The sequence below is a fragment of the Blautia hominis genome (assembly GCA_002270465.1).
Classification (GTDB): Bacteria; Bacillota; Clostridia; order Lachnospirales; family Lachnospiraceae; genus Blautia; species Blautia hominis.
In genome coordinates this window covers 177,722-199,447 of the sequence record NQOF01000008.1, presented here as the reverse complement: position 1 = coordinate 199,447, position 21,726 = coordinate 177,722, and the positions used below count along the sequence as shown (strand labels likewise).

At 39.5% G+C, this 21,726-nt stretch carries 16 protein-coding genes and 2 pseudogenes; all 18 read right to left on the bottom strand.

The features are described 5' to 3' along the window. Window positions 1–37: 37 nt before the first annotated feature. The 18 genes and pseudogenes from CI595_RS22445 to CI595_RS22360 all read right to left on the bottom strand — a co-directional run bounded on the left by CI595_RS22445 (window position 38) and on the right by CI595_RS22360 (window position 21,719). Window positions 38–1,567: a carboxylesterase/lipase family protein gene (locus tag CI595_RS22445; RefSeq protein WP_095175846.1), complete on the bottom strand. Its 1,530-nt coding sequence runs from the start codon at window positions 1,565–1,567 to the stop codon at window positions 38–40. Between the two features lie 10 nt (window positions 1,568–1,577). Continuing rightward, on the bottom strand, window positions 1,578–2,792 hold the full coding sequence (locus tag CI595_RS22440; RefSeq protein WP_095175845.1) for a hypothetical protein: 1,215 nt from the start codon (window positions 2,790–2,792) through the stop codon (window positions 1,578–1,580). A 272-nt stretch (window positions 2,793–3,064) separates the two neighbouring features. After that, a complete protein-coding gene (locus CI595_RS22435) occupies window positions 3,065–4,129 on the bottom strand; it encodes a helix-turn-helix transcriptional regulator (protein ID WP_162291952.1) in 1,065 nt (354 codons plus the stop codon). 202 nt (window positions 4,130–4,331) lie between these two features. Then, window positions 4,332–4,799 (bottom strand): low molecular weight protein-tyrosine-phosphatase, encoded by a 468-nt coding sequence (locus tag CI595_RS22430; RefSeq protein WP_095175843.1) that lies wholly within the window; start codon window positions 4,797–4,799, stop codon window positions 4,332–4,334. A 170-nt stretch (window positions 4,800–4,969) separates the two neighbouring features. After that, window positions 4,970–5,414 (bottom strand): annotated as a pseudogene (locus tag CI595_RS27500) (tyrosine-type recombinase/integrase); the annotation flags it as partial. Between the two features lie 57 nt (window positions 5,415–5,471). After that, window positions 5,472–5,573: pseudogene (locus CI595_RS27215) on the bottom strand (hypothetical protein); the annotation flags it as partial. 402 nt (window positions 5,574–5,975) lie between these two features. Beyond that, window positions 5,976–8,429, bottom strand: a complete 2,454-nt coding sequence (locus CI595_RS22415) for a restriction endonuclease-like protein (RefSeq protein ID WP_095175840.1) — start codon at window positions 8,427–8,429, stop codon at window positions 5,976–5,978. Beyond that, window positions 8,404–10,173: an McrB family protein gene (locus CI595_RS22410; RefSeq protein WP_095175839.1), complete on the bottom strand. Its 1,770-nt coding sequence runs from the start codon at window positions 10,171–10,173 to the stop codon at window positions 8,404–8,406. The genes CI595_RS22415 and CI595_RS22410 overlap by 26 nt, the downstream gene beginning before the upstream one ends. A gap of 41 nt (window positions 10,174–10,214) precedes the next feature. After that, window positions 10,215–10,790, bottom strand: coding sequence for a hypothetical protein (locus CI595_RS22405; protein WP_095175838.1), 576 nt, complete (start codon window positions 10,788–10,790; stop codon window positions 10,215–10,217). Window positions 10,791–10,794: 4 nt separating this feature from the next. Continuing rightward, window positions 10,795–14,052, bottom strand: coding sequence for a helicase-related protein (locus CI595_RS22400; RefSeq protein WP_095175837.1), 3,258 nt, complete (start codon window positions 14,050–14,052; stop codon window positions 10,795–10,797). Between the two features lie 3 nt (window positions 14,053–14,055). Then, window positions 14,056–14,706 (bottom strand): hypothetical protein, encoded by a 651-nt coding sequence (locus CI595_RS22395; RefSeq protein WP_095175836.1) that lies wholly within the window; start codon window positions 14,704–14,706, stop codon window positions 14,056–14,058. 3 nt (window positions 14,707–14,709) lie between these two features. Continuing rightward, complete coding sequence (locus tag CI595_RS22390; RefSeq protein ID WP_095175835.1) at window positions 14,710–16,185, bottom strand: ATP-binding protein; 1,476 nt, start codon at window positions 16,183–16,185, stop codon at window positions 14,710–14,712. Window positions 16,186–16,357: 172 nt separating this feature from the next. Continuing rightward, the gene (locus tag CI595_RS22385; RefSeq protein ID WP_147737759.1) at window positions 16,358–16,693 is read right to left on the bottom strand and encodes a PDDEXK family nuclease; all 336 of its coding nucleotides are present in this window, start codon (window positions 16,691–16,693) and stop codon (window positions 16,358–16,360) included. Between the two features lie 74 nt (window positions 16,694–16,767). Then, window positions 16,768–17,904: a MutH/Sau3AI family endonuclease gene (locus CI595_RS22380; RefSeq protein ID WP_095175833.1), complete on the bottom strand. Its 1,137-nt coding sequence runs from the start codon at window positions 17,902–17,904 to the stop codon at window positions 16,768–16,770. A gap of 61 nt (window positions 17,905–17,965) precedes the next feature. After that, window positions 17,966–19,351: a DNA (cytosine-5-)-methyltransferase gene (gene dcm, locus CI595_RS22375; protein WP_095175832.1), complete on the bottom strand. Its 1,386-nt coding sequence runs from the start codon at window positions 19,349–19,351 to the stop codon at window positions 17,966–17,968. 83 nt (window positions 19,352–19,434) lie between these two features. Continuing rightward, entirely contained in the window at window positions 19,435–20,862 is a 1,428-nt protein-coding gene (locus CI595_RS22370; RefSeq protein WP_095175831.1) for a Sau3AI family type II restriction endonuclease, read from the bottom strand. A gap of 1 nt (window position 20,863) precedes the next feature. Beyond that, window positions 20,864–21,346, bottom strand: a complete 483-nt coding sequence (locus CI595_RS22365; RefSeq protein ID WP_033140455.1) for a very short patch repair endonuclease — start codon at window positions 21,344–21,346, stop codon at window positions 20,864–20,866. A 31-nt stretch (window positions 21,347–21,377) separates the two neighbouring features. Next, complete coding sequence (locus tag CI595_RS22360) at window positions 21,378–21,719, bottom strand: nucleotide pyrophosphohydrolase (RefSeq protein ID WP_095175830.1); 342 nt, start codon at window positions 21,717–21,719, stop codon at window positions 21,378–21,380. Window positions 21,720–21,726: the final 7 nt, after the last annotated feature.

The following is a 21,726-nucleotide window of genomic DNA, read 5'->3' as shown; positions in this document are numbered from 1 at the left end:
TCTCTCCTTTTCAAGGTGGTGCCAGGTCCGCCTTCTCTCAGTTTTCGTAAAATCTCATGTCCTTCCATACTTTCATAAGTGTGCCGCAGTCCCGTGCTTCGGTTCTGGTCACTCTGTCAAAAATGCGGATTTTGGAATCATATCCTGTATATTTTGGCCAGTTCTTCTGATCCGGTTCCCCTGTTTTTATAAACTGCACCCAGGAAGTGTGCATGGCCTCTATGAGTGCATCTATTATTTCCTCAGATTCCCGCTCAAAGATAAATCTGCTGAACGCAAAATCTTTGTCGGCAAACATACAGGGAAGTTCGTAAGCGTGAGAAGCTTTCATTCCGGTGGCCTTTCCAGATCTTGACACAAACTCATAATGGTACACCCATACATCCCCGTATTTTTTTTGAGCCTGTGCCACCTTCAGGGACGGCACACGAAATGCATAGTCTGTGGCAAAATTTATAAATGGTTCTAATTCGTTTGCCGGAATCTCTTCCGCACTGTTTAAGACGGCTTTTAACTCCTGATCTTTCATAGACGGCTGGTAATGGTGCATGATTTCCGGTACCGCCTGGGTATGTCCGTTTTTTTCAAACATTTCAGCGATCATGGACCAATTGTTTGGAAAACCGGTCTTTTCCGGATGCACGAACAAGGTTCCCTCATGTTTATTGGTACCGATGATCAGCTTGACACCCTCTGCGCTTCCATTTCTCACAGCATCTATGGGCCGTACGGGAATCAAATCGTCCTGAATGGGTCCCGGCAGAAAAATACCGGGGTTTTTGTATTGATGTTTTTCCGCCACATAGGTATTGCCCTTTTGCAATCCATATGGGTCTGCTGTGCGCAGCTTCTGTAGATCCTCAACACGCCATCCCATGCCTTCTAAAAATAAATCACTGTTCTCTCTGGCTGTCTTATGTGTTGCTATGCAATTTGGCAGTGGGCTCTGGGCGATTGCCTGCGTGAACATCCCTTTTACGGCCGGGATCGCCAGCATGTTTATCACAGAAGCGCCGCCTGCGGATTCTCCTGCGATCGTAACGCGGTCAGGGTCTCCTCCGAATGCTTTTATGTTTTCGTGGATCCAGGTCATGGCAAGGATCTGGTCCGAGATGCCGCAGTTGCTCTCAAAATCTTCACAGCCGGGATAAGTTGTAAAATCATAAAATCCCAGTACATTTAAACGGTACTGAAAAGAAACAAAGAGGATGCCTTTTTCCGCGAAAGAACCGCCATTGTAAAGAGGTACTGATGCCGAGCCGGTATTATATCCGCCGCCGTGTATCCACACAAAAACCGGCAGATTTTCGCCCTCCATGGGGCGCCGTATATTCAGCGTGAGGCAGTCTTCGCTGCCTTTTAATCTTCCATCCTCTAACTGGACTGCTTCTTTTCCGTACTTTCCGGCATCAAAAATCCCTTCCCAGGGAGCTGCCGGCTGTGCTCTTTTAAAACGCAGATCTCCAACCGGAGGTTTTGCAAAAGGGATGCCAAGATATTCTACCAGATTGTTTCTCAGATGGCCTCTTATCTTTCCGTTTGTTGTGTTTACCACGTATTTTTCCATTATGCTTTCCTCATAGTTTCCGCTTAGACAGTGCCACTTTTTTTCCTACTGCAGTCAAGTCTTCCAGACCGCCTGCTGCCTCCTGCAAAACATGTGCCTTCAATCTCGGCCTGCAGTTTTCATCCGGTTCCGTAAAAAATCCAAAGTATACTTCTGCCTGACCGCCAATCTGATTTTTTTCAATCCCCTGTTTTTTCAGCATTCCTGTCTCCGTCAGCAGTCGAAAATTATAGATTGTCCGCACATAGGGAAGTTCCGCTGCAAGCCGCAGCAATTTTCTTGTGTATTCTGCCTGCTTGATTTCCAATTCCGGGTCCCCGCAGTCTGTAAAACCTGTCTCTGTCAGAATGACCTGTTTCTTGGCATCGCCGTATTTGCACATGACCCGGTATGCAGCATCGTTGTAATCCTTCCACAGACAGTCCGGCTCCTCAATATGTAAAAAAAGATCTGCATCCCTCTCCATCTGGCTGGTGCTCATCTGATACGGATGCCATGCTACAAGGTCAAAATAATCATCCGGGTCTTCAGACCAGAATTTCCCCGATTTAATACGGCTGTATATCTTATCAAGTGTCCATGCGATCCCATACATAGGCGGAAGGTAATCCGGCAAATCCCCGCCAAGCCAAGGTGTACTCAGAGCCGGCGAAAAGGAAACCACCTTGGCATCCGGGTTCGCTCTTCTAATACCTTTTGCGGCAAAGTACATAAGATCAACAGCTATGTCCAGTTTTTCATCCGGGCTGTAGGGCCGTGACATATCGCTGTCAAGGAATCCGTCAGGCTGTAAAAATGCATTGATGTTCCATTCATTTCCCACCTCCCACTGAGATACCTGCGGAAACAGGGAGACCATGGTAAACCAGGACTGCTCCAGCATATCCAAAGTCCGGCGGTAAAGACTTCCTTCTGTCAAATCTCTGTTAGGTACAGCATGCCCGGTGCGCTGTCTGCATCCTTTTGGCAGAAACCATTCGTGGCTCATTCCGGTAACTTCCAGATGTAATTCCTCTGCACGGTTTAAAAGTTTTGTATGTGCCAAAACAGCACCCTCATTTGGCGTTACCGGGTCCATAAGGATTTCCGTCAGGTGCATCCAAGAACGGTATGCTGTACAGCCTAAGGCTTTCACTAGATTCAGATATTCTGCGGCAGATACATAGGTATCCTGCTCACGCTGAATCAGCGGTTCTCCGATTCCGTAAAAATATTCTGATCTCATGCACTTCCTCCTAATCATGATGTGTCGGTTTTGTGTTTTGCTTTGATGTACTTATGATAGCAGGGGGCGAGAAGTTTATATACTGTTATTTTGTTGTTTTTATAATTATTTTGCACTGATATAAAATTGTAGAAATGTGACAGCGAACAACAAGCCCCCTTTCGGATCAAGACTACAGTGTTTTCATTGTGGTCTGCATCCAAAAGAGGGCTTGCAAATTTTGCCGGTGGTATTATTCCGCTGCTCTACGAAATCAATAAATGAGCGAGATTCTATTTTTCCTCCAGAAATTCTGTGGGCTTATAGGATTCTCGATACTGTCTTGGTGTCATATTCTTTTTGGCTTTGAATATTTTACCAAAATAGCTCTGCGACGGGAAGTTGACATACTCAGCGATTCTGGGTATGGATTCTTCGGAATAGATCAAAAGATTGGCAGCACGTTCAATCCTCACATCATTCACATAGTCTTGAATACATATTCCTGCCTCTTTTTTAAAGAGACGCGACAAATAACTGCTGCTGATTCCCAGCTTGCCTGCAATATCATCCAGATAGATTTTCTCTCTGAAATGCTTTTTGACGTAATCTTTGCACTGTTCCGTATAACTGGAAGTATGGCGCCTGGTTTTCAGCTCTTGGACACGTTTTGTAAGTTCTTCTATGGCATGATTACGGTAGGCAAGAATCTGCATGATATCTTTGCACTCTGAACCTTTGTTTATGTAGTATCCGCTGAGACGATAGGCGGCATATGGCATCAGCCCACCCTCTATAGCCGCGCGGGCGCACAGGGTTACTCCGATAACCAGCATATTCCGCCAGTGGGTTAATTCACTGGCTCCCAGCTTTCCAACTTCCGGATCCATTTCCTTGGACAGGCGGACTGCCTCCGCAACATTTCCCTCTCGCACCATATCCAGAAGTTTCCTCTCTTCCTGGTAGGAATGGCGGTAAAAATCTTCTTCATCAGATTTTAAATTGAAGAGGATCTGCTCTTCGGCTTCCTGCTCTTTTGTGACTGGAATCAGATGATTGGCATTTAATAACTGCCGGTCGGTATATTCTGTGTCAGTTACTATTTTTGCAAGGATACAGACCAGATGGAGTATTTCTGTGACGGTAAACAGACGGAGGTTCTTTTCAACAGCTTCCGGTATTCCATATGTGCGGTAGAATTTATGTCTCTGGGTTTTATTGAAGAAAGTTGTGCACATAGGGCCTGCCAGATAGTATTTCTGTGAAGTACGGATGCAGGCAAAGTAGGCCTGGTGATCATCTTTACAGATGTACGGAACTGCCTGGTTTTTTGCGTTTTCTATTAAATATGCTTGCAATCCTGCACAGTGATGTAAGGGGTTATGGGCAGAATTCTTTTGATATGAAACGATTCCAGTATCCTTTATAGCGAATATCCCTATGTTTTGGAGTTCTGACAAGTGTGTCAGTAAGTAGGTGGAGTATTCCGCTTGGCTTTTCTGCATAGTCTCAGGCCTTCCTGGGTGTTTTTAATAGATTATTTTGATCGCATTTGGTATTTCATCTGATTTTTTTCTGCCGCCGCAATGTCTCCAGGAATGCATGGCAGCCTTCTACAATATCAGAATAAGTTGCCTCGAAATTTCCTGTGTACCATGGATCTGCAATGTCTCTTGCATTCGTAGAAAAGTCCAGAAGACGGCAGATTTTGTGTTCCGGATCTCCGCCTGTAATGCGGTTCATATTGCGGATATTCCATTCATCCATACCTATGAGATAATCATATTTTGCGTAATCTGATTTTTTCATCTGCACCGCGTATTTGCCAGCTGTGGAAATACCCACTTCACGCAGTTTGCTTCGGGTTCCGTGGTGTACCGGGTTGCCGATCTCTTCTGTGCTGGTGGCAGCGGATGCGATGTGGAAATTGTCTTTTTGGTTTTCTTTTTGGACGATGTCTTTTAGGACGAATTCGGCCATGGGGGAACGGCAGATGTTGCCGTGGCAGACGAATAGTATTTTTATCATGTTGCTATATACCTCTATTTTACTGGATTTTCTTATATTTAAGCCACTTTCAGAGCTTTTATGACAGAAGTGTAATCTCATTATTTTTGCATATCGCGGCATAAGTTAGCATATCTTAGCCTTTAAAATTAGTAAAAACATTAGTAATTTGACCACTTTATACTAATTTACTAATCGCTATTTCCTACTCTTTTCATCTCTTTTTCTGCATCTTCGTAGCTTACATGAGTATATGTATTTAATGTAACAGCTATATCACTATGCCCCATGATGTATTGCAGTGTCGTCGGGTTCATTCCAGATTTCGCCATGTTGCTACAAAAAGTATGCCTACATACATGAGGTGTTATTTTAGGTAATTCATCTTTGTATGTCTTGTTATACTTCTCACATATATGTTGAAAATATTTCTCCCAATGCAGTGCAACCATTGGCATATCATTCTTATCCAAAAACAGGAATTTTTTATATGCAATACCATTTTTATCATAGATAATAGGTTCTATCTTAGGCTTTTTTCTGTTATTAATGGGTTTTGGTGTCCTCTATGATACAGTGAAAGCATTCCATAACCTCTTTTGTCATAGGGACGTATCTCTCGCCACTGTCTACCCGTTATGTATATCATTTCCAATTCCTTTCCGGATGCCCGCCCTTGGACGGCCCCCCTTATTATATCATATCATTTTCCTCTTCATACAGAACTGTCACCGGAGTATTCTTTGTAAATCCCCAGTCCTCCAGCCATGCTCCTTTTAACATAATTGCTGGTGTCGGCTTATAATTATATCCGGACTGCTCACACTTTCAATGCTCATTTATCTTTCTTCATAATTTCGGCCATCCTTTCTGTATATTCCGATAACACTGCACTATTTACACGGGATTTTAGGGCTCTTCCGCAGAATTCTGTCCTTAGTGATTTAAAATTTTGACCCCATTTTTCCGGAACAACGGTTTCACCGCATCGGTATACCCCTCTCTCTCTGAGAAGGTTCCTTCGGGATGCTTTTGTCTCCTGATTTTTACCTAAGTGAATGATATCCATACTTTTCTATATGATACAGACATCATTCACTACCAGAATATCCATTATTTTTCTGAGTTGTTCCTCAGTTTGAATGACTTTATCTGGGCTATTTTCAATAACGACCTTCTGCTATTTTCTCATGCTTTTTAATCCATTTCATAAAGCTTGTTCAATTTACTCATGCAGCTTTGCAGCATCCTAAATGTTGCATTCGGACGCTTATTAAATTCTGCGACATTTTCACTCTTCACGATGCTTCCATCACGAATGATATGAATCATGTCACTCTCAATCAAAACTTTCGTCTCCCCAAACTCAAATGCAGTGAATCCCTCTTCATCCAAAATTTTGGAATCTGTTCGTCTCTTTAATTCTATAAAGAAACGATAATCCGCCTCATTACGCAAACGTAGTTCTGAGTATGTCTTTGCGGTACTCAGCAGAAAATAGTTTGTATAAGCAATCGGATTAGGTCCGGTCTCTTCCATGGTAATGATTTCCGGAAGTTCATGCCATTGTAAGACTTCAAACACATGATAATCCTTAGAACTATGTTTGCTGGCTCCGGGCAACTGTGACCGTTTTCTCTGACCGTAAGATATGAGTTCTCCGTAGTACCGAACACCGGAGCCTTTTTCATATAGCGCTACATACCGTATTGGCAGGTTCACTTTATCAAATCGACGAGTCCAGTACAACTTAGATTTCAGGAACAACTGCAGGTGGTCCGAATCTGTAACAAGACCAATCAGCACATCTCTCTTATTCCAATCTACAGTACGAATGCGCTCCTCCATACCTGCAGGAAGAGTCGCTCTTTCAAACGCTGACTCGGGTGAATCCGTAATCAGATCGTCCAGCAACTTTGTAACAAGTGAAGTTGCACACGGAAGAAACGGCAATCCGCCAATGTTGACACTTTCTATACTTCGGTAAAACCTATGATTCTTATATACTTCCTCCTCTGCATATGGAAACAAAATATAAGCGCCGAACATAGTTTTCTCAAAAGTAAATCTGGAATCCGGATTCTCATAAACAATAGAATCACGATAACGATGCATCGTATTGATATCATCCACTTTGGGACCTGGTTTGGTATCCGGATAAAATGAGCTGTCCGGGTTCATTTCAATGCGGTACTTCGCATCAAAAACATATTTATAGGCATTCTTCGATCCTCGTTTTTCAAGTTCAAGAACATTATCCGGACGCTGATGCACTGTCTGAGTCTTTGCCTCAGAAGGATTGTAGGTAAGATAGAACCTTTCATCGATTTGGGTATTTACGAATGTTATCTTCGAAGGCTTTCCCTTGACCAAATCTACTGTGACCCCCTTCCGATCAACCTTGATAATATCGGGTGATTTCAATTCATATCGCTCTTTCAGAATGGCATAAAGCTTAATGAAACACCAATATTCATAGAGCTGCGCAGTTTCTCTTACAGACATTCGGAAGATGTCGCCACCAACAGAAATGCCATTCTGTAGCATCAGATAATACTTGTACAGTTCACGATAACCGGGAGCCATACCGAATACAAGTGACATACTTTGTGCTGCACTGTACTCAGATACATCCGCCAGAAACGAAGAGGCAAGAATACGCTGCAGTTCTCGCTTTATTCTGTATGCCTTATCCAAAATCGACCGCCCAGGTTTTTGGGTGCTCTCGATATATCTTTTCAGGAAATCATCAATGTGTCGTATGGTAGAACGCAACATGAACTTGACCAAACGGTTTTCCTGTGTGTCATAGGTAATCTGCTTACGCACAGAAAGCACACGCTCCGCCAGAATTCTTGTACCCCCCTTTCTTATGTATTCAGGATGCTTCTGTAACCACTTTTCAGAGTTTGAATCTGTTCTCCGTGCTTTATAATGCGGAACGACTTCGTGAATCGTTACCAGTTTGTGATGGGGAACAGCAACGATTCGATTTACCGACTGAAGATATTTGCTGCATATTGTTTCTAAAACAGTAAAAAATACGGCCGGCACCTCGTTCTTTTTATGGTTCGGAACGAACACTTGATAAGTCTTCTTCATAAAGTCGAGGACACTTTCACTGATCAGGTCATTAATGTCCGCCATCATTTCTTGATAATCCTCTTTATAATTGACCTTAGTGGGATAGACTTCTATCCGAATGGAAATTACTGTCTTATTATTTGCAGCTACATTGAAATTGCAAAAACCGACATTGTTTCCGAAATTAATAACTCCGGATAATAATGATGCATCATCGTCAATCACCCGGCAAATTCGTTCTTCAATTAGATTGCTGTTACTAAAGAATTCAAGCGCTTCTCCATTTCGAGCCTTTATGGTGACAACATAATCAGTCTGCTCAAAGAATAACGATTTTACTTTGAATTCATGCACCGCCATTCCTTTATGGTCAAAATATTCCTCTGACATTTCCTGTACAGGAACACTGATTCGTTTGATATCTGAAGCAACGACTTTCAGGGAAGAAGACGCATCACTGCTTACCACAGCACCTGCATTCTGCTTCCCTTTCGTTTTTATTACTATATCAACATACGCTGTTCGGACCTCTAATAACTTATCAGAGCCAGTAGGAAGTGAAACCATCGTCTTCAAACCTCGTCATCATATATCCAATCTTCTTTGCGCTTTCCGGGTATTTTGCAGTATCTGCCATAACTCGCATCTGCTCGCCAACATTACCTGTATCTGCATCGATTCCGGAAGCAGAACCACTACAGAACTTAAAGAGATCAATCAATAAAGTTTTAACTATGAAAGAACTGCCCTGGATTCTCGGCAGGATCTTCTGCATGATCTGGTTATCCATTGCCTGATTATATGTAAGCAGTTCTCCTGCCTTCTTATTATTCAGCATATAGAAAACAATCTCATCACGTACACGGAATCCTACATTAGCATTTGCCTTGGCAAGAAACTTGTTCATTTCCTGAAGTTCCACGCAAACCTTCTGTACAAAATCTTCTTCCTCTGCACAATCAATAGCCAGAATCAGATACTCTGTGCACAGGAAGCTGTTAGATAATGCCTGTGGTTCAACTGTACCAACTGTACGTTTTTGCGGAATCAGATCCACATAGCTGAATTCTATGGTATTGGCACGATCCAGGACTTTCTTGCTGAATGGGAAGGTCGTTTCATCCATATTGACGGTACCGACAACATAAAGGTTATCCGGAATTCCGCCTTCATACTGTGCTATGCCTTCTGTTTTGATTCTACCCTCACTCTTATAACGAGACTCGATAACTGACAAAAAATCACTCAGATAATACTCCACACGTGCCAAGTTCATCTCATCGAAACAAAGAAGTACGGGCTTGTCCGGATTTTCAACAGCTGCATCAAAAGCACTGCAGACAGGACCCGGAATAAAATGACCGTTAAGGTCTGTATGTCCGAAAAGGTCACTGCCATCACTCCAGTCCGGACGCACAGATACGAGCCTATAGTCAGCTTCGATGGCTTCCGCAAAGAGTTTTACCAAACGAGTCTTTCCTGTACCGGAAGTACCGGCAAGAATAACAAAAGGCTTGCTCTTCAAACTGAGGTAGAAGTTTTCAACCATGCCAACAGGGTAATCGAATCCTCGATTAAAAATATAATTTTTAATTTCAGTAACTGCCTCCTTCGAGCTAACAATAGACTTCATACCAGGCATAGGCTTCTCCCCTTCCTTTGACTTTGGTTTTGAAGGTTGATGTAACTCGAAAAGTTCATCATAATAACTAACCAACTTTTCTGCTGCACCTAGCAGGGACTTGCACAGAGCGGCATCACTAGTGTAATCATCTTCAGTAATAATATAGGAAATCTGAACCTTTTTTAGCTTCATAGCCTTTACTACAGTGTTATCGCGTTCATCTAATATACGAAATTCAGATTCGTTATTGCCTCCAGACACATATACGAGCATTGGATCAAGCGGGACATTAAGTAAACCTGCATAAGTTGTAATATCGCTTGTAGAAGCAGCTGCCATTGCTAGTTCAATGCTCAGACGAAACCGGAGAAAATCGTTTCCTTTTTCAGCAAATAATGACATGCTGATTTGGCTATCTTTATGCTCTTTGCGCTTCATTTGACACCATAAATAGCTTACATAAGTGCCGCTATTTTGCCATTGCGTAACCTTGTCATGTTCAAACGAACATGATTTCTCAATGATTTCCACTAGCTCTGTAAATTGCGCTCTTGCAAATTTTCCAGCCTCACTTCCAGAAACCATATAGTCACGCTCTTCATTTGAAGAGCATTTATCAAGCTTCTTATATTGATTTCCTCCATATTTTTTTAAAAATGACAAGATTTTCAGATAGTTATCAACCATTTTGCGGTACCTCAAGTTCTAATTTTAAATTATATAGTCAATCATCGTCTAGTTGGTATGGTCAAATCTCGATACCGTTCTTTTTTCAATTCAGCCACAACATCTTTCGACGCACTAGTAAACGGTGTAAGCTCTCCAATCAACAAAGGAATATCCAATGCCCCATAAAGAGACAGAATCTCCTTCTCCAATTTTTCAAACGAAACGATTGCTGCTGCATCATTAGGTGAGATAATATTCAGTGTCTTTCTATTAGCGGCAAGAATCACAGCTTGTTCAATGCCTTCCTTCTTACAAACTTTCAAAGCGTCCAAAATATCAGACCCTAGACTCATCTGATGTCTGAAAGTAACCCTAATCCATGTTTTTTCTTTTATGAAATAACCCGAATCACCATCCCATCCATGATAGTTAAAACGTTCAACCAAAATCTCATTTAAATAACGCTGCATTCCTTTAGGAGCACTCTTTCCAGCTTTGATTTTTGCATCTCGTTCAGCTGAAAAACGAACAGAAGCATCTTTCCATACATTGCTACTGATTATTTCTAATGCTTCAGATGTTTCATCTGTTAGTGTTGGTTTTGTCCATGGAGGTGCAAGTAATCGAGTTTTCATAAAATCACATCCTTCTCAAAGCCCAAAATTCCGGGCATTTTTCTAGTTCAGTATCCACGCTATAGCTTAAATCCAAGTTTTTACTATTAGGCAACATAATAGGCCTCCCCTGAAGTTCATCACTTGTACTAAACTCTTTATCCAAAAGAAACTCCGTTATTGATTCATGCTTGATCAGAATCTGATTTCCGCCATCTTTAATCGCAAAAGCGATATCTTTTCCATGCTCATCCTGAAGGATTTCTATTCTAGAATCAGTAAAATCTATGAATTTCCATGGTATTGATGTGAGAGAAATACTCTCTTGCATACCGTCTTTAGCCGTCAGGTCAACTATCGTACCATCTGGCATCTCATATTGAACAATAATTCCATCTAGTAATTTTCCGCGAACAGGAAATATGTTATTGCACAGTGAAATCAGATTTTCTCGCATTTTGCTTGTCACAGTTACAGCCAATGTTTGTGACCATAATTCTTCCAGCGCACGTCTTTGAACAGAGTTACGAATCTCTTTTAACTCCGCTATCCCCGTAGCATCCTCATCCTTATCTTCTATAACGGCATCGCGAATCTCAGTTGCAACGATTTCTGGAAATTCTCCTATAGCCAAATTTGTCTCTTCGAGACGTCGCTGTATTCGATGGTACATCCGTGCCTCTATACTATTAGGATACCAAACATTATAAACATCAACTTGCTCAGACACTTGACCAAGTCTTGCAATACGACCAATTCTCTGCTCTAATCTAGCTGGAGTCCAAGGCACATCGACATTGATTAACATACGAGCAGCTTGCAGATTTAAGCCTTCAGATGCTGCATCCGAGCAAAATACGACCTTCATTCGTCCGGAGAACAAAAATTTTTTTATTTCAGTTTTACTGCATGGTGTTTCTGTACCGTTTTCAACAATTATAGATTTGTCACCGGTATAGATGCCGTAAGCATACTTGCTGTTAGCTCCAATACGAGCAAATTCGTGTAATAACGCATCGACAGTGTCTGTATATCTTGAAAATAAAAGAACTTTATCATCCTTCTCCAAACACCTGAGCGCGATTTGAATTGAACGCACAATCTTCAAATCGCCAGAAGCCTTCAAAAGGGCATCCACTTCTTTTAGCAACGATGATAGCGCTGTTGTTTCGATGCCAACACTCCTACGTAGAGCCACCACATCTAAATCTCCACAATCAATTTCATCTGTACCTTCAAAATCAATATTCAGCAAATCATCCAATTCAATATCGTCTGAACTTGAAAGGATACCGAATGACTGGCCAAGTGTAGAGAACTTTTTCAGATGCTCATCTAATTTATCCTTTAGCTTGGTGATTTTTTCGTATCTACGTTCTAAACTCTTTTTACAGGATAAGAGAGAAGAAGCCATTCTCTGTTGATAACTAACTCGTACAAATCCTATTGACCTAAATTGGTCCGGGTATAAGACTTGCTCAACCTGAAAACAATCATTCGATAAATACTGATCTAGTTTTATGTAAAACAACTGAACTCGCTCGGAATCAGTAACAGATTCTTCAATAAGATTTCTGGTTGGAAACTTGTATCCAACATTTGATAATGCTCTACGAGTATTTCTGACTGTCAGCAAATGAGCCGGATGAAGTTTTATGAATGCAGGCCTGAGTATATTCCAGTTATTTTGCACCATGTTACCCAGTTCGTATTGATCCGCAGTATCCTTGATATCAACTATCTTCTCAACTACAATCGTTTCTTCTTTTGTAAGACGGCTCATATCTGGTTTCATCGACGAAATTGTACTGAGAAGTAGCTTTGCAACACTGGCCGCATCTGAAATATCTGGTGTCTCAGCAGACGCGATAACTTTTAATGAAGTTGTATAATTACGTGGTTTTTGCCAAATTTTAGGCAACCCTAGTAATTTTAATATGGCATGATATTCACTTGCTTCTTTTTGCATAGGTGTAGCTGTGGCAAGTATAAGATGTGGAATCTTTCGAACCACGTTTTCTAACATAGAATACATGCGAGTCTTCTGTGAAGTTCCTGCAATAGATTTGCTTATACGCGCAGAATGAGCTTCATCAAGAATCAATAAATCAGGCAAAATGCATCCAGGTTGCGAAAATAGGTCCTTATTTTTTCCACTACCGCGAGCAAACTGTGCTGACATAAGTACAATACCTGGAGCCCTCTTCCCTAATGGATTGTCAGCACCAATACCGATGCTCTTGCCAAAGCAGTCATAGTATGCCTTAGAGCTAGAATTATACAAATATGCATTTATGTGAAAGTGTTCAAAGAGTTCGTCTTGCCACTGTTTCAAAACTGATTTAGGCGTTAAAATGACTACTCTCTTGATGCCACAATATTTTACAAGGAAGTTCATCGTTGCAGCGACTTCGAACGTTTTGCCAAGTCCCACTTCATCAGAAAATAATACACGCACAGGCCACCTTGAAAGAGCGTCAATCACAGCTCTTTCCTGATGCATATATAGTGCAGGAATATCTCCTGAAACAAAGTAATTAGCGAGCATTTTAGAAGCCGCAGAAAGAATTTCAGCAGAACCATGGCAAACTTCAACACCAGGCTTAGGTGAAACATAGTCCTTACCCAACGCCACTTTAATCATTTCTGCAGTATCTTCTGTAATATCTAATACGTCCGCTTCTTCATGTTCATTGTTCCAAAGCGTTTCAAAAAAATCCTGCTGCGTTTTCACTGCATCCCGTGCTAGCCAAGAAGTAGCGACCATTAGCTGCTCAAAATTTCCCCCAAGCCCACTACCGGTCTCATTCGGACTTCCAACAGCGACCAGTGTATCTTTATCATCTGAAAGAATTAGCGTTTTCGGGTGAAAAATACCATCACCATTAACAGCAGCAGCCTTAATTTCAAGCAACTGATCTTCAACCATCCAAGTGATAGTGGCCAATCGCTTTTTCTTCAAAGAATCCGAAATGGAATTTATTCCTTTTTTAACTTCTTCACGTACTGAAGCAATCTGCTTCGTCAAATATTCTCGTCGCAAGGATGCCTCAACAAATTCTGCAGGTACGCTATGAATCCCTATAATGAGACGCATTCTTCCTTTTTTCTGATATAACGCTTCGATTCCCTGAGAAATTGCCAGCAGAGACTCAACTGTATAAAAACTTGTTACCCTGTCATAATGTACTGATTCGCCAATGGCAGGTAATAAAAAATCTTTTAAAATCAGTTCACCTCTACCGGCATAGCTCAGTTGGATATTGATTTCTTTTAGTCCCATAACTTATTTCCCAATTGCGTCCAAGATTCTGTCGCATATCTCTTCATCACCGTCTATACTGTTGCGCTTAATAGCGCCCTTTGAAGACAGGTTCTCCAAAATTTTTAATACGATATCTATCTGCTTTCCAGAAAGAGTTTTTCCGCGTTTTTTCTGAGTCACAACACTTTTAAAGAATTTATTATCCCACTCAGAAAGTGCATTGAAATCCTGTCCCTTTTTAAGTGCATGTGCCAAATCAGCTCCAGTCAACATTCCCACCATTTGTTCTGTAGTAAGTCCTGCAATTTCCATCATTTGCTGGTAAACAAACTCACTATGCGATGTACCATTATTTGAATGTGAATCCTTACTATTCAATAATGCATTTAATGCCTGTCTCGCCTCTTCATCACTAGCGTTCGCTATCAGTGCCCATGTAGTTTTTGGCGGCTCAGCCTTAGAAATCAATTCAATAAGTTCTTCATCTAAAGCACCCAAAGATAATAGCGCGTCCAATTCAGAAGGTGTTGCTTTAACAAACGCAGCTGCAGTAGAAAGATCCAAACCCACAGCATAAAACGCTTCTGAGATTTCGATGATTTTCTGTCCTAAATCTACACCTACGGAATTCCAAAGGTCTTTGATTTTCTCAAGAGCTTGATATTTATCCACAGCTTATTTCATCCCTTCCGTGCGCTTAACTACCCATTCATTTCGAATTTTCAGGGCCTTGGACGCATCATAACTAAGTTTTTCCACAAGTAATCTATAAATAGCATCAGATGTTGCAAGTACTTTCTTTACATCGTCATCAACCTTCTTCTTCCATAAAGGGTGATTCTTAAACAGTAGCACCTGCAATTCTGCAGTATCGTCATCATCACTTTCAGCAAAAATATAGTCAAATGGTGCATGTATACTGCTTCCACTCTCTTTTTCAAGATAAGTAATGATAATTTCTCCTTCATCTTCCAAAGTCAGAGCCTCTTCAGTAACGATATTCTTGATGGTATCATTGATACTTGGCTTCTCGTCTCTTTCACCTTTCTTTGTAGAAGGTTTTTTTTCGCCAAAATCCTCCTCACTCACTTCACCATCAACCTCATAATCGTCACGCAGCGTATTAACTATTTTCTTAAGCTCGCTCGGATTATTAATATTTCCTTTTTTGCTCACATTATTTGATGCCGTAACAATACCTTTCAAGTATTCTTTCATATGAGCGGCAACGAACATCCAGTCTTCTGATTGCTGAATACCCTGCTTATAGAAAGTTGCATCCAAAAAGTCCATATTAACTTCACCAATAATTCGGCTTGTCATCAGATGTGCTCTAAACCAAGTCTTGTCGTATTTTTCTACTAGCTGATTATGTCTATAAATATTAAATCCATAAAAACCGTTGTTATGAGTCTGAGAATCCAATGCCATCCAGCCAGTAATATGATATTTGTCTTCCGGCCCAAAAATCTCATCAATTTCGACTTTTGTTCCTTTAATGAAATTATATTTGATTGGCTCCGCATCATTAGTACCAGATTCATCAATAATGGTGATTCTATCGCCATGATCTAGATGAGCCTTAAAAGCTTCTCCCATGTAAGCTAGTATTGCACTTACCATAGGATTTTTATTTTTTAATCTGCTTATAACAAAAGCAGTTCCATGTCCAGCTGCGCCTAAAGGGGAATTTTCAGAAGGCAGGAAATCTTCAATTTCCACGTCCCATGCATCTGACCCGGCTGGTCGTGTTCCGTAATCACTAATATCAAACGACGTATAATATTCGACATTCCCATCTACTGGTCTGGTGTAGATTTCATAATAATTACCAAGGGTTGAACAGGATGTCTTAAAACCCATTCCGAAATGGCCCTTTGCCCCTTCTCCTCTTTCAATATATCTAGACATATCTTCGGCAATACATACCGCTTTTTCCAGAATGGAAAATTCCATACCTTTTCCGTTATCAATGACTGTGATGCTTCCATTTCGCACGTCGATGGTTATTGCAAGTTTTTCATCCTGATAACGGGCGTCAAAGCAATTTGCAACCAATTCTCCAATGGCCTCAGGAGTCGTTTGATTCGTTGCACCAATTGTTTCCATCAAACGTGGAGAAGGATAATTTTTCACAATACGCTTGCCCATTTATCACACCTCATTTAAATAATCTTCTGTTTCTATTGATACGATATCATCCTAATGAACATCCAAGATACACGCCAGTTTAAATCTTCAATAGTCTGCACCGCTTGCCATAATTTCTTTGCAAGAAGATACCTCATCCGTGTCATTATAATTTGGATGCTTCATAGCTTATTCAGCCTTTTTCGTATTCTCCTAAATATTTCATCTTATTCAGTAGTTCTACAACATAAGTTCCTTTAACCCAATAATTTTGTCGGAACATTTTTAAGCCATTAACGATCACTTTATCAGTCGCATCTTTTCCTGTTCCACGAAAAAAAATCACATTATCCAATGCTTTTGGAAGATTTGTTTGTAACATCTCAATTCCTGTTTTAGCTGTATAACGAACAGATCCATCTTTTCTCCTCATAACTGTTACTGTTAATTCACCCGTTTGTACTAAACGTTTTGCTTCTTCCCAGGATGCTCTTACCGATGACATAATTTCATCTGTCCCCAATTCCAAGATTTTAACCCCCTCAAAGGTATTCTCACCATAAATAACCTGAGTGATCATTTTCTTTCCATCGGGGCCTACTATCATTCTTGGATGTTCTTGGAATACTGGACACAACAATCTGTAATCATTAAAAAAGCTATAAACATCTGTATCTTCAAATTTTTTTGTTCTCCATCTATAATTTGAAAATCAGAAAAATCCAAAGGACATGCAGACAATTTCAAGTTTTCTGTCCTTCCTCCATTTTTATTTAAAACAACGATCTGCCCATTTAATCCAAACATCGCAAGCTGCTCAATCCGAGAAATCTTTTTAGTTCCTCCAAACATTTTTGTAATTATTTTCTCACCGGCTTGTTTACAACTAATGTTATTATCCACACCAAACTCACGACATAACTCATTTAAGGTCATACCTTTATATCGTCTTGTATATTCTATACACTCCTTTTCGACATCATTTATACCAAAATAATGACGGTCAGATTTTTCATATGTATTATTGATTGAACTCTGTACGATAACCGTAACAAACCTTGCTCTAAAACGAAACCTAGGTGCATTAGGATATTTCGGAGATGTATCCAAATACTCCAAATGCTTATTCACAACTGTAGAAAGATTAGGATATTCTTTTTTTCTGCTTTCTTTATCTGGATATCTTTTATGAATATCAGCAATAAAATCATGTACTTTTTGCCAATCACTTGCTATAATCACTTTATCATCATCAGTACAATTATAGAAATAGAAATTCTTTACTTGAAAATCCTTATACCCTGCTGCTTTTACAGTCATCTCCGTTAGATAATGATAATAAACAAATAAAATCCTCTGTGATTTATGCCAAAATTTAGATGTTTCAAAAGTCTCTTGTTCTATCGTAGATATAGATACAGCGGTAATACTGCAAGGCTCTTTCGCATACCATAAACCGCGAGATTTTTGCTGAATACCGATAGTCTTTAACTCTACATCTTCATTGTCCACATTCAAATCCGGTATCTGCTTATTATTTGCCTTATAGCCAAACACAGACTGTTCAATTACATCTCCGGCAATACCTGTCACCTTTGGATTCATAACTGTCTTATCAAAAACTCGATTGATATCCAGCTCTTCAAGTGTTTTACCTATGGTAGGAATTAGGATTCCATATACCTGTTCTTTAGTATAATGTGGAATCTCTTCCTGCATATTTATTTCACGAATACCCATATTCTATTCACTTTCTCATATTACTTAGTTTTCAACCCATAAAAATCCTCTGCTTAAGTTGTTACTCCTGGTCGAAAATAGCATCAAGGGTTCTTTCCATATCCTCAATCAAATTTACCACCAATGCATTCCCCATCATAAAACGCCTTTTCTTAACTGGCATTTCGACAACTTCTTCATTGACCAAACAAAATTTTGTATGATCTGTTGGAAACCCTTGTATACGTTCAGTCTCCGTAGCTGTTAACAATCGGATTCTTCCTGTCTGTTTATCTTTTACAATATGCGTTGTCCTACTAAAACCACCTTCTGATGTCAGCATGGTACGGGCAGGTTTATCATAACTATCCAACATCGCAATGGCTCCCTCAGAAAAAATATACTCATGACCATTCGATGATTTTCTAGATAGTTTTTTCCCCCCTTTCAAATACTGCCATGTTTGACGGTCTTCTTTAGGTAGCTTTCCCTTTGTTTCGTCACTTCTCGTAACCAATGGATCCGTATAATAAAGCTTTTCTTCTGAGATAAAATAGGATTCATCTACATCTCCTGTTTCCATAATATCTCCTAACGTTATCTGTGTACCATCAAATTTTGGAGTTGTCTTAACACTATATACAACTCCATCTTTCATAATCCCTGTATTTTCAAATCCAAAACTAAAGTGCTCAGATAACTCTCCTATCCCATCCGGAAGTTTCGTTATCAAAATTTTTTTATTATCAACATCGTTGACAGGAAATGTTTCAGCAAAGAATCCATCCTTCAGCAAAAGTTTACCCATGCTTATTCTCTGTGCTTCTAAACTATCACTATACTTATATCCAACTTTTTCTTGAATGGTAGTACAGTATTTCATATCATCCCTATAGGCAAAAATAAAGGTACGTCTTCTACGCTGTTGATATCCATAATCTGCCGCATTGATCACACGCCATTCGACCGTATATCCCTGATCTCTAAGGCAAGCCAAAATAATCCCAAAGTCTCTTCCCCTCTGTTTCGCTGGGGATTTTAATAATCTATCAACATTTTCAAGTAATATAAATGGCGGCTGCTTTGCTTCTATAGTGTCTCGTATGGACCACCATAAGATACCTTTTTTCCCTTCTAGACCCTTTGATGTAGCCAATGATGAAGCCACCGAATAATCTTGGCAAGGAAATCCACCAACCAGAAGATTAAAATCAGGAATAGAAGACTTATCAACCTCTTCTATATCGACATTTGTAGTATCATTTCCATTAATATCGTATCTATTGCCAAATCGATATACATAACAATCATGTGCATACTGTGTCTTCTTCTCTGCTGGCTCCCACTGATTAAACCAGACAGTATTCCATTTTTCTTTTTTATTTACATCCTCCAATGTTTTTATATGGTTTAACCCACAACGGAATCCACCTACCCCTGCAAATAATTCACAAACAGTTTTTTTCATTCAAAACACCTCAATCTATTATTTTACATGTAACTATTCCGATTAATTGTATGATAAATATGGCACTTTGTAAAGATCTTTTTCTATTTTTCCAAAAATCTTTTTTCTAATTTACTCAATATGTACGAATTATTTAGCCAAAAGCATTGTTTTGGAAACTCTCTACCGTCTGGTAATTCATAGGTATCTTTAGCATTTCTTGCGTGTGGTCTGACATGACATACTGGATTATCAGATGCTTTAGGAAAATTATTATAATGTTTCCCATTTCTGACTTTTATCTCCAATCCGTCCAGCACCACTTGCTTTGTAGCTTCCCATACTGATTTAACATCACCTTCCAAATCCTTGTATGGAATATTCCAAAATTGACATCCCTTCAACCTTAATTCATTTTCTCCATTATATTTATAGACAACGAACAAAAAACGAGTCTCGCGAAGATAGTTTCCAAAAGTAGATTCATCCCATTCCTCTTCTACTAATTCTTTAAATTTAAACGTAGGAAATGACATATTTTCTCTGATTTTATTATTCTTTTCTATCCTAATCGTCTTTACAACAATATTAGCTTTTTCAAATTCTTCTGCATGATTTCCTTTAATTCCCAGGATTCTATACGCTAGCATTGCTTCCAAATTTTTTGTTTTTTTATGGAAATCAACCTGAAATTCCTCACATAAATCTCTGACGGTATACCCACAATATTTATTTATCTTCTCTACGACATACTCCTCAAAAGAGGCTTCCGCTATTCCTTTGATAATTGGTTCATAAGTAATCTTGCCTGGAATGACGTAATTATTCAATACATAGGTCATATAAGAATTCTTAAATGCAAATGCCCTCGGTTTTGCTAACTCGCTACTAAAAGGTTGTTTTCGTCTATCTCTTGAGCTAGACGCCTTTGGAGCTGCACCCAAATAAAGTGTATCACTCTCAGACAATTCATGTGCCTTTCCAGCCTTTATCTTTTCTTTTATGACATAAAAATCATGCTCAATTATCTTGATATCCTGTTCTGCCGGTGAAAACAATTTCACATAACCAATTTTATAATCCAATCTATTTTCAATCTCTTTTCGATACAAATAATAAATCAATAAAATCAATCTTGCCTTTTGCCACATATGGCTTTCTACAAAGGTTTCGTTAACAACTGAATAGTAATCAATCATAGTAAGAATAAGCCTCTCCTTTGCAGATATAGTTCCATTTTTATTCACCTTATACGGTGTTACTTTTAATTCTACCCCTGCTTTGTCAAAATCTGGTTTAGCATCATTATTTGCCTGATAGTGAAAATATCTTTCTTCTATTAATTCACCAAGTCCACCTTTTCTCTTTTTATTTTCATGTTTTACTTCGTAGTTATTAATTTCTCGAACCACCATGGCTTTTGTGATATCATCTTCTTCACATACCTCTGCAAATGTTTTTCCAACCAATTTTTTTCCATATTCTTCAATTGATATGGGATCAGTCTCATCATACTCTAATATAAAATCCATTTTAAATCTCCTCATCGAAATCTATCTTCTCCATTTGTTGATCAAAGATCACTTCCTCTATCACTTGAACACATTCCTCTGGTTTTTCTAGTATATCTTTCCCCCAAAAATGAATAACCGACCATCCCAGATACAGTAATGCTTGATCTTTTTCAATATCCCGTTCCATATTACGCTGGATTTTTTTCACCCAGTAATCCGGATTTCTTCCTTTTTCCAAGCGGGGCCGTAGAACTTCCCAATCTTTCCCGTGGAAAAACTCACTGTCACAAAAAATCGCAATACGATACTTAGTTAAAACTATATCTGGTCTTCCCGGTAAATTTTTATAGTTCTTTCTATATCGGTATCCCTTTTTCCACAATGCCTTTCTTAATTTTGTTTCAATCGCTGTATCTTTGCCACGAATATGGCTCATGGTTTTATGACTTTTTTCTGTCACTTCTCCATAAAATCTAGGTTCAGTAGGTTTTTTGGTTCCCACTAAAAATCAACTCCTATTATAAAGTACAAAATCATTTATCTTTTAATTCCGTATACTTCTCCTTATTCCCAAACGCTTTTTCCACCGGATATTTTTCATTGTTCAACTGCACTTTTTCATGAACAATCTCATCCAAATCCAGCCCACAAGCATCTGCCATGAGAATACAGTAATTCACTACATCAGCAAGTTCTTCTCTTATCTTATTAAGCTTATTTTCGCACACCACATCTTCTGCACTCCACTGGAACACCTCCAATAATTCAGCAGCTTCCAGACTGATCGAAATCGCCAGATCCTTAGGATTATGGAATTGCTTCCAATCTCTGTCATCCCGGAATTTTAACACTTCGTTTATCGTATCCTGCGTCATTTTGCCA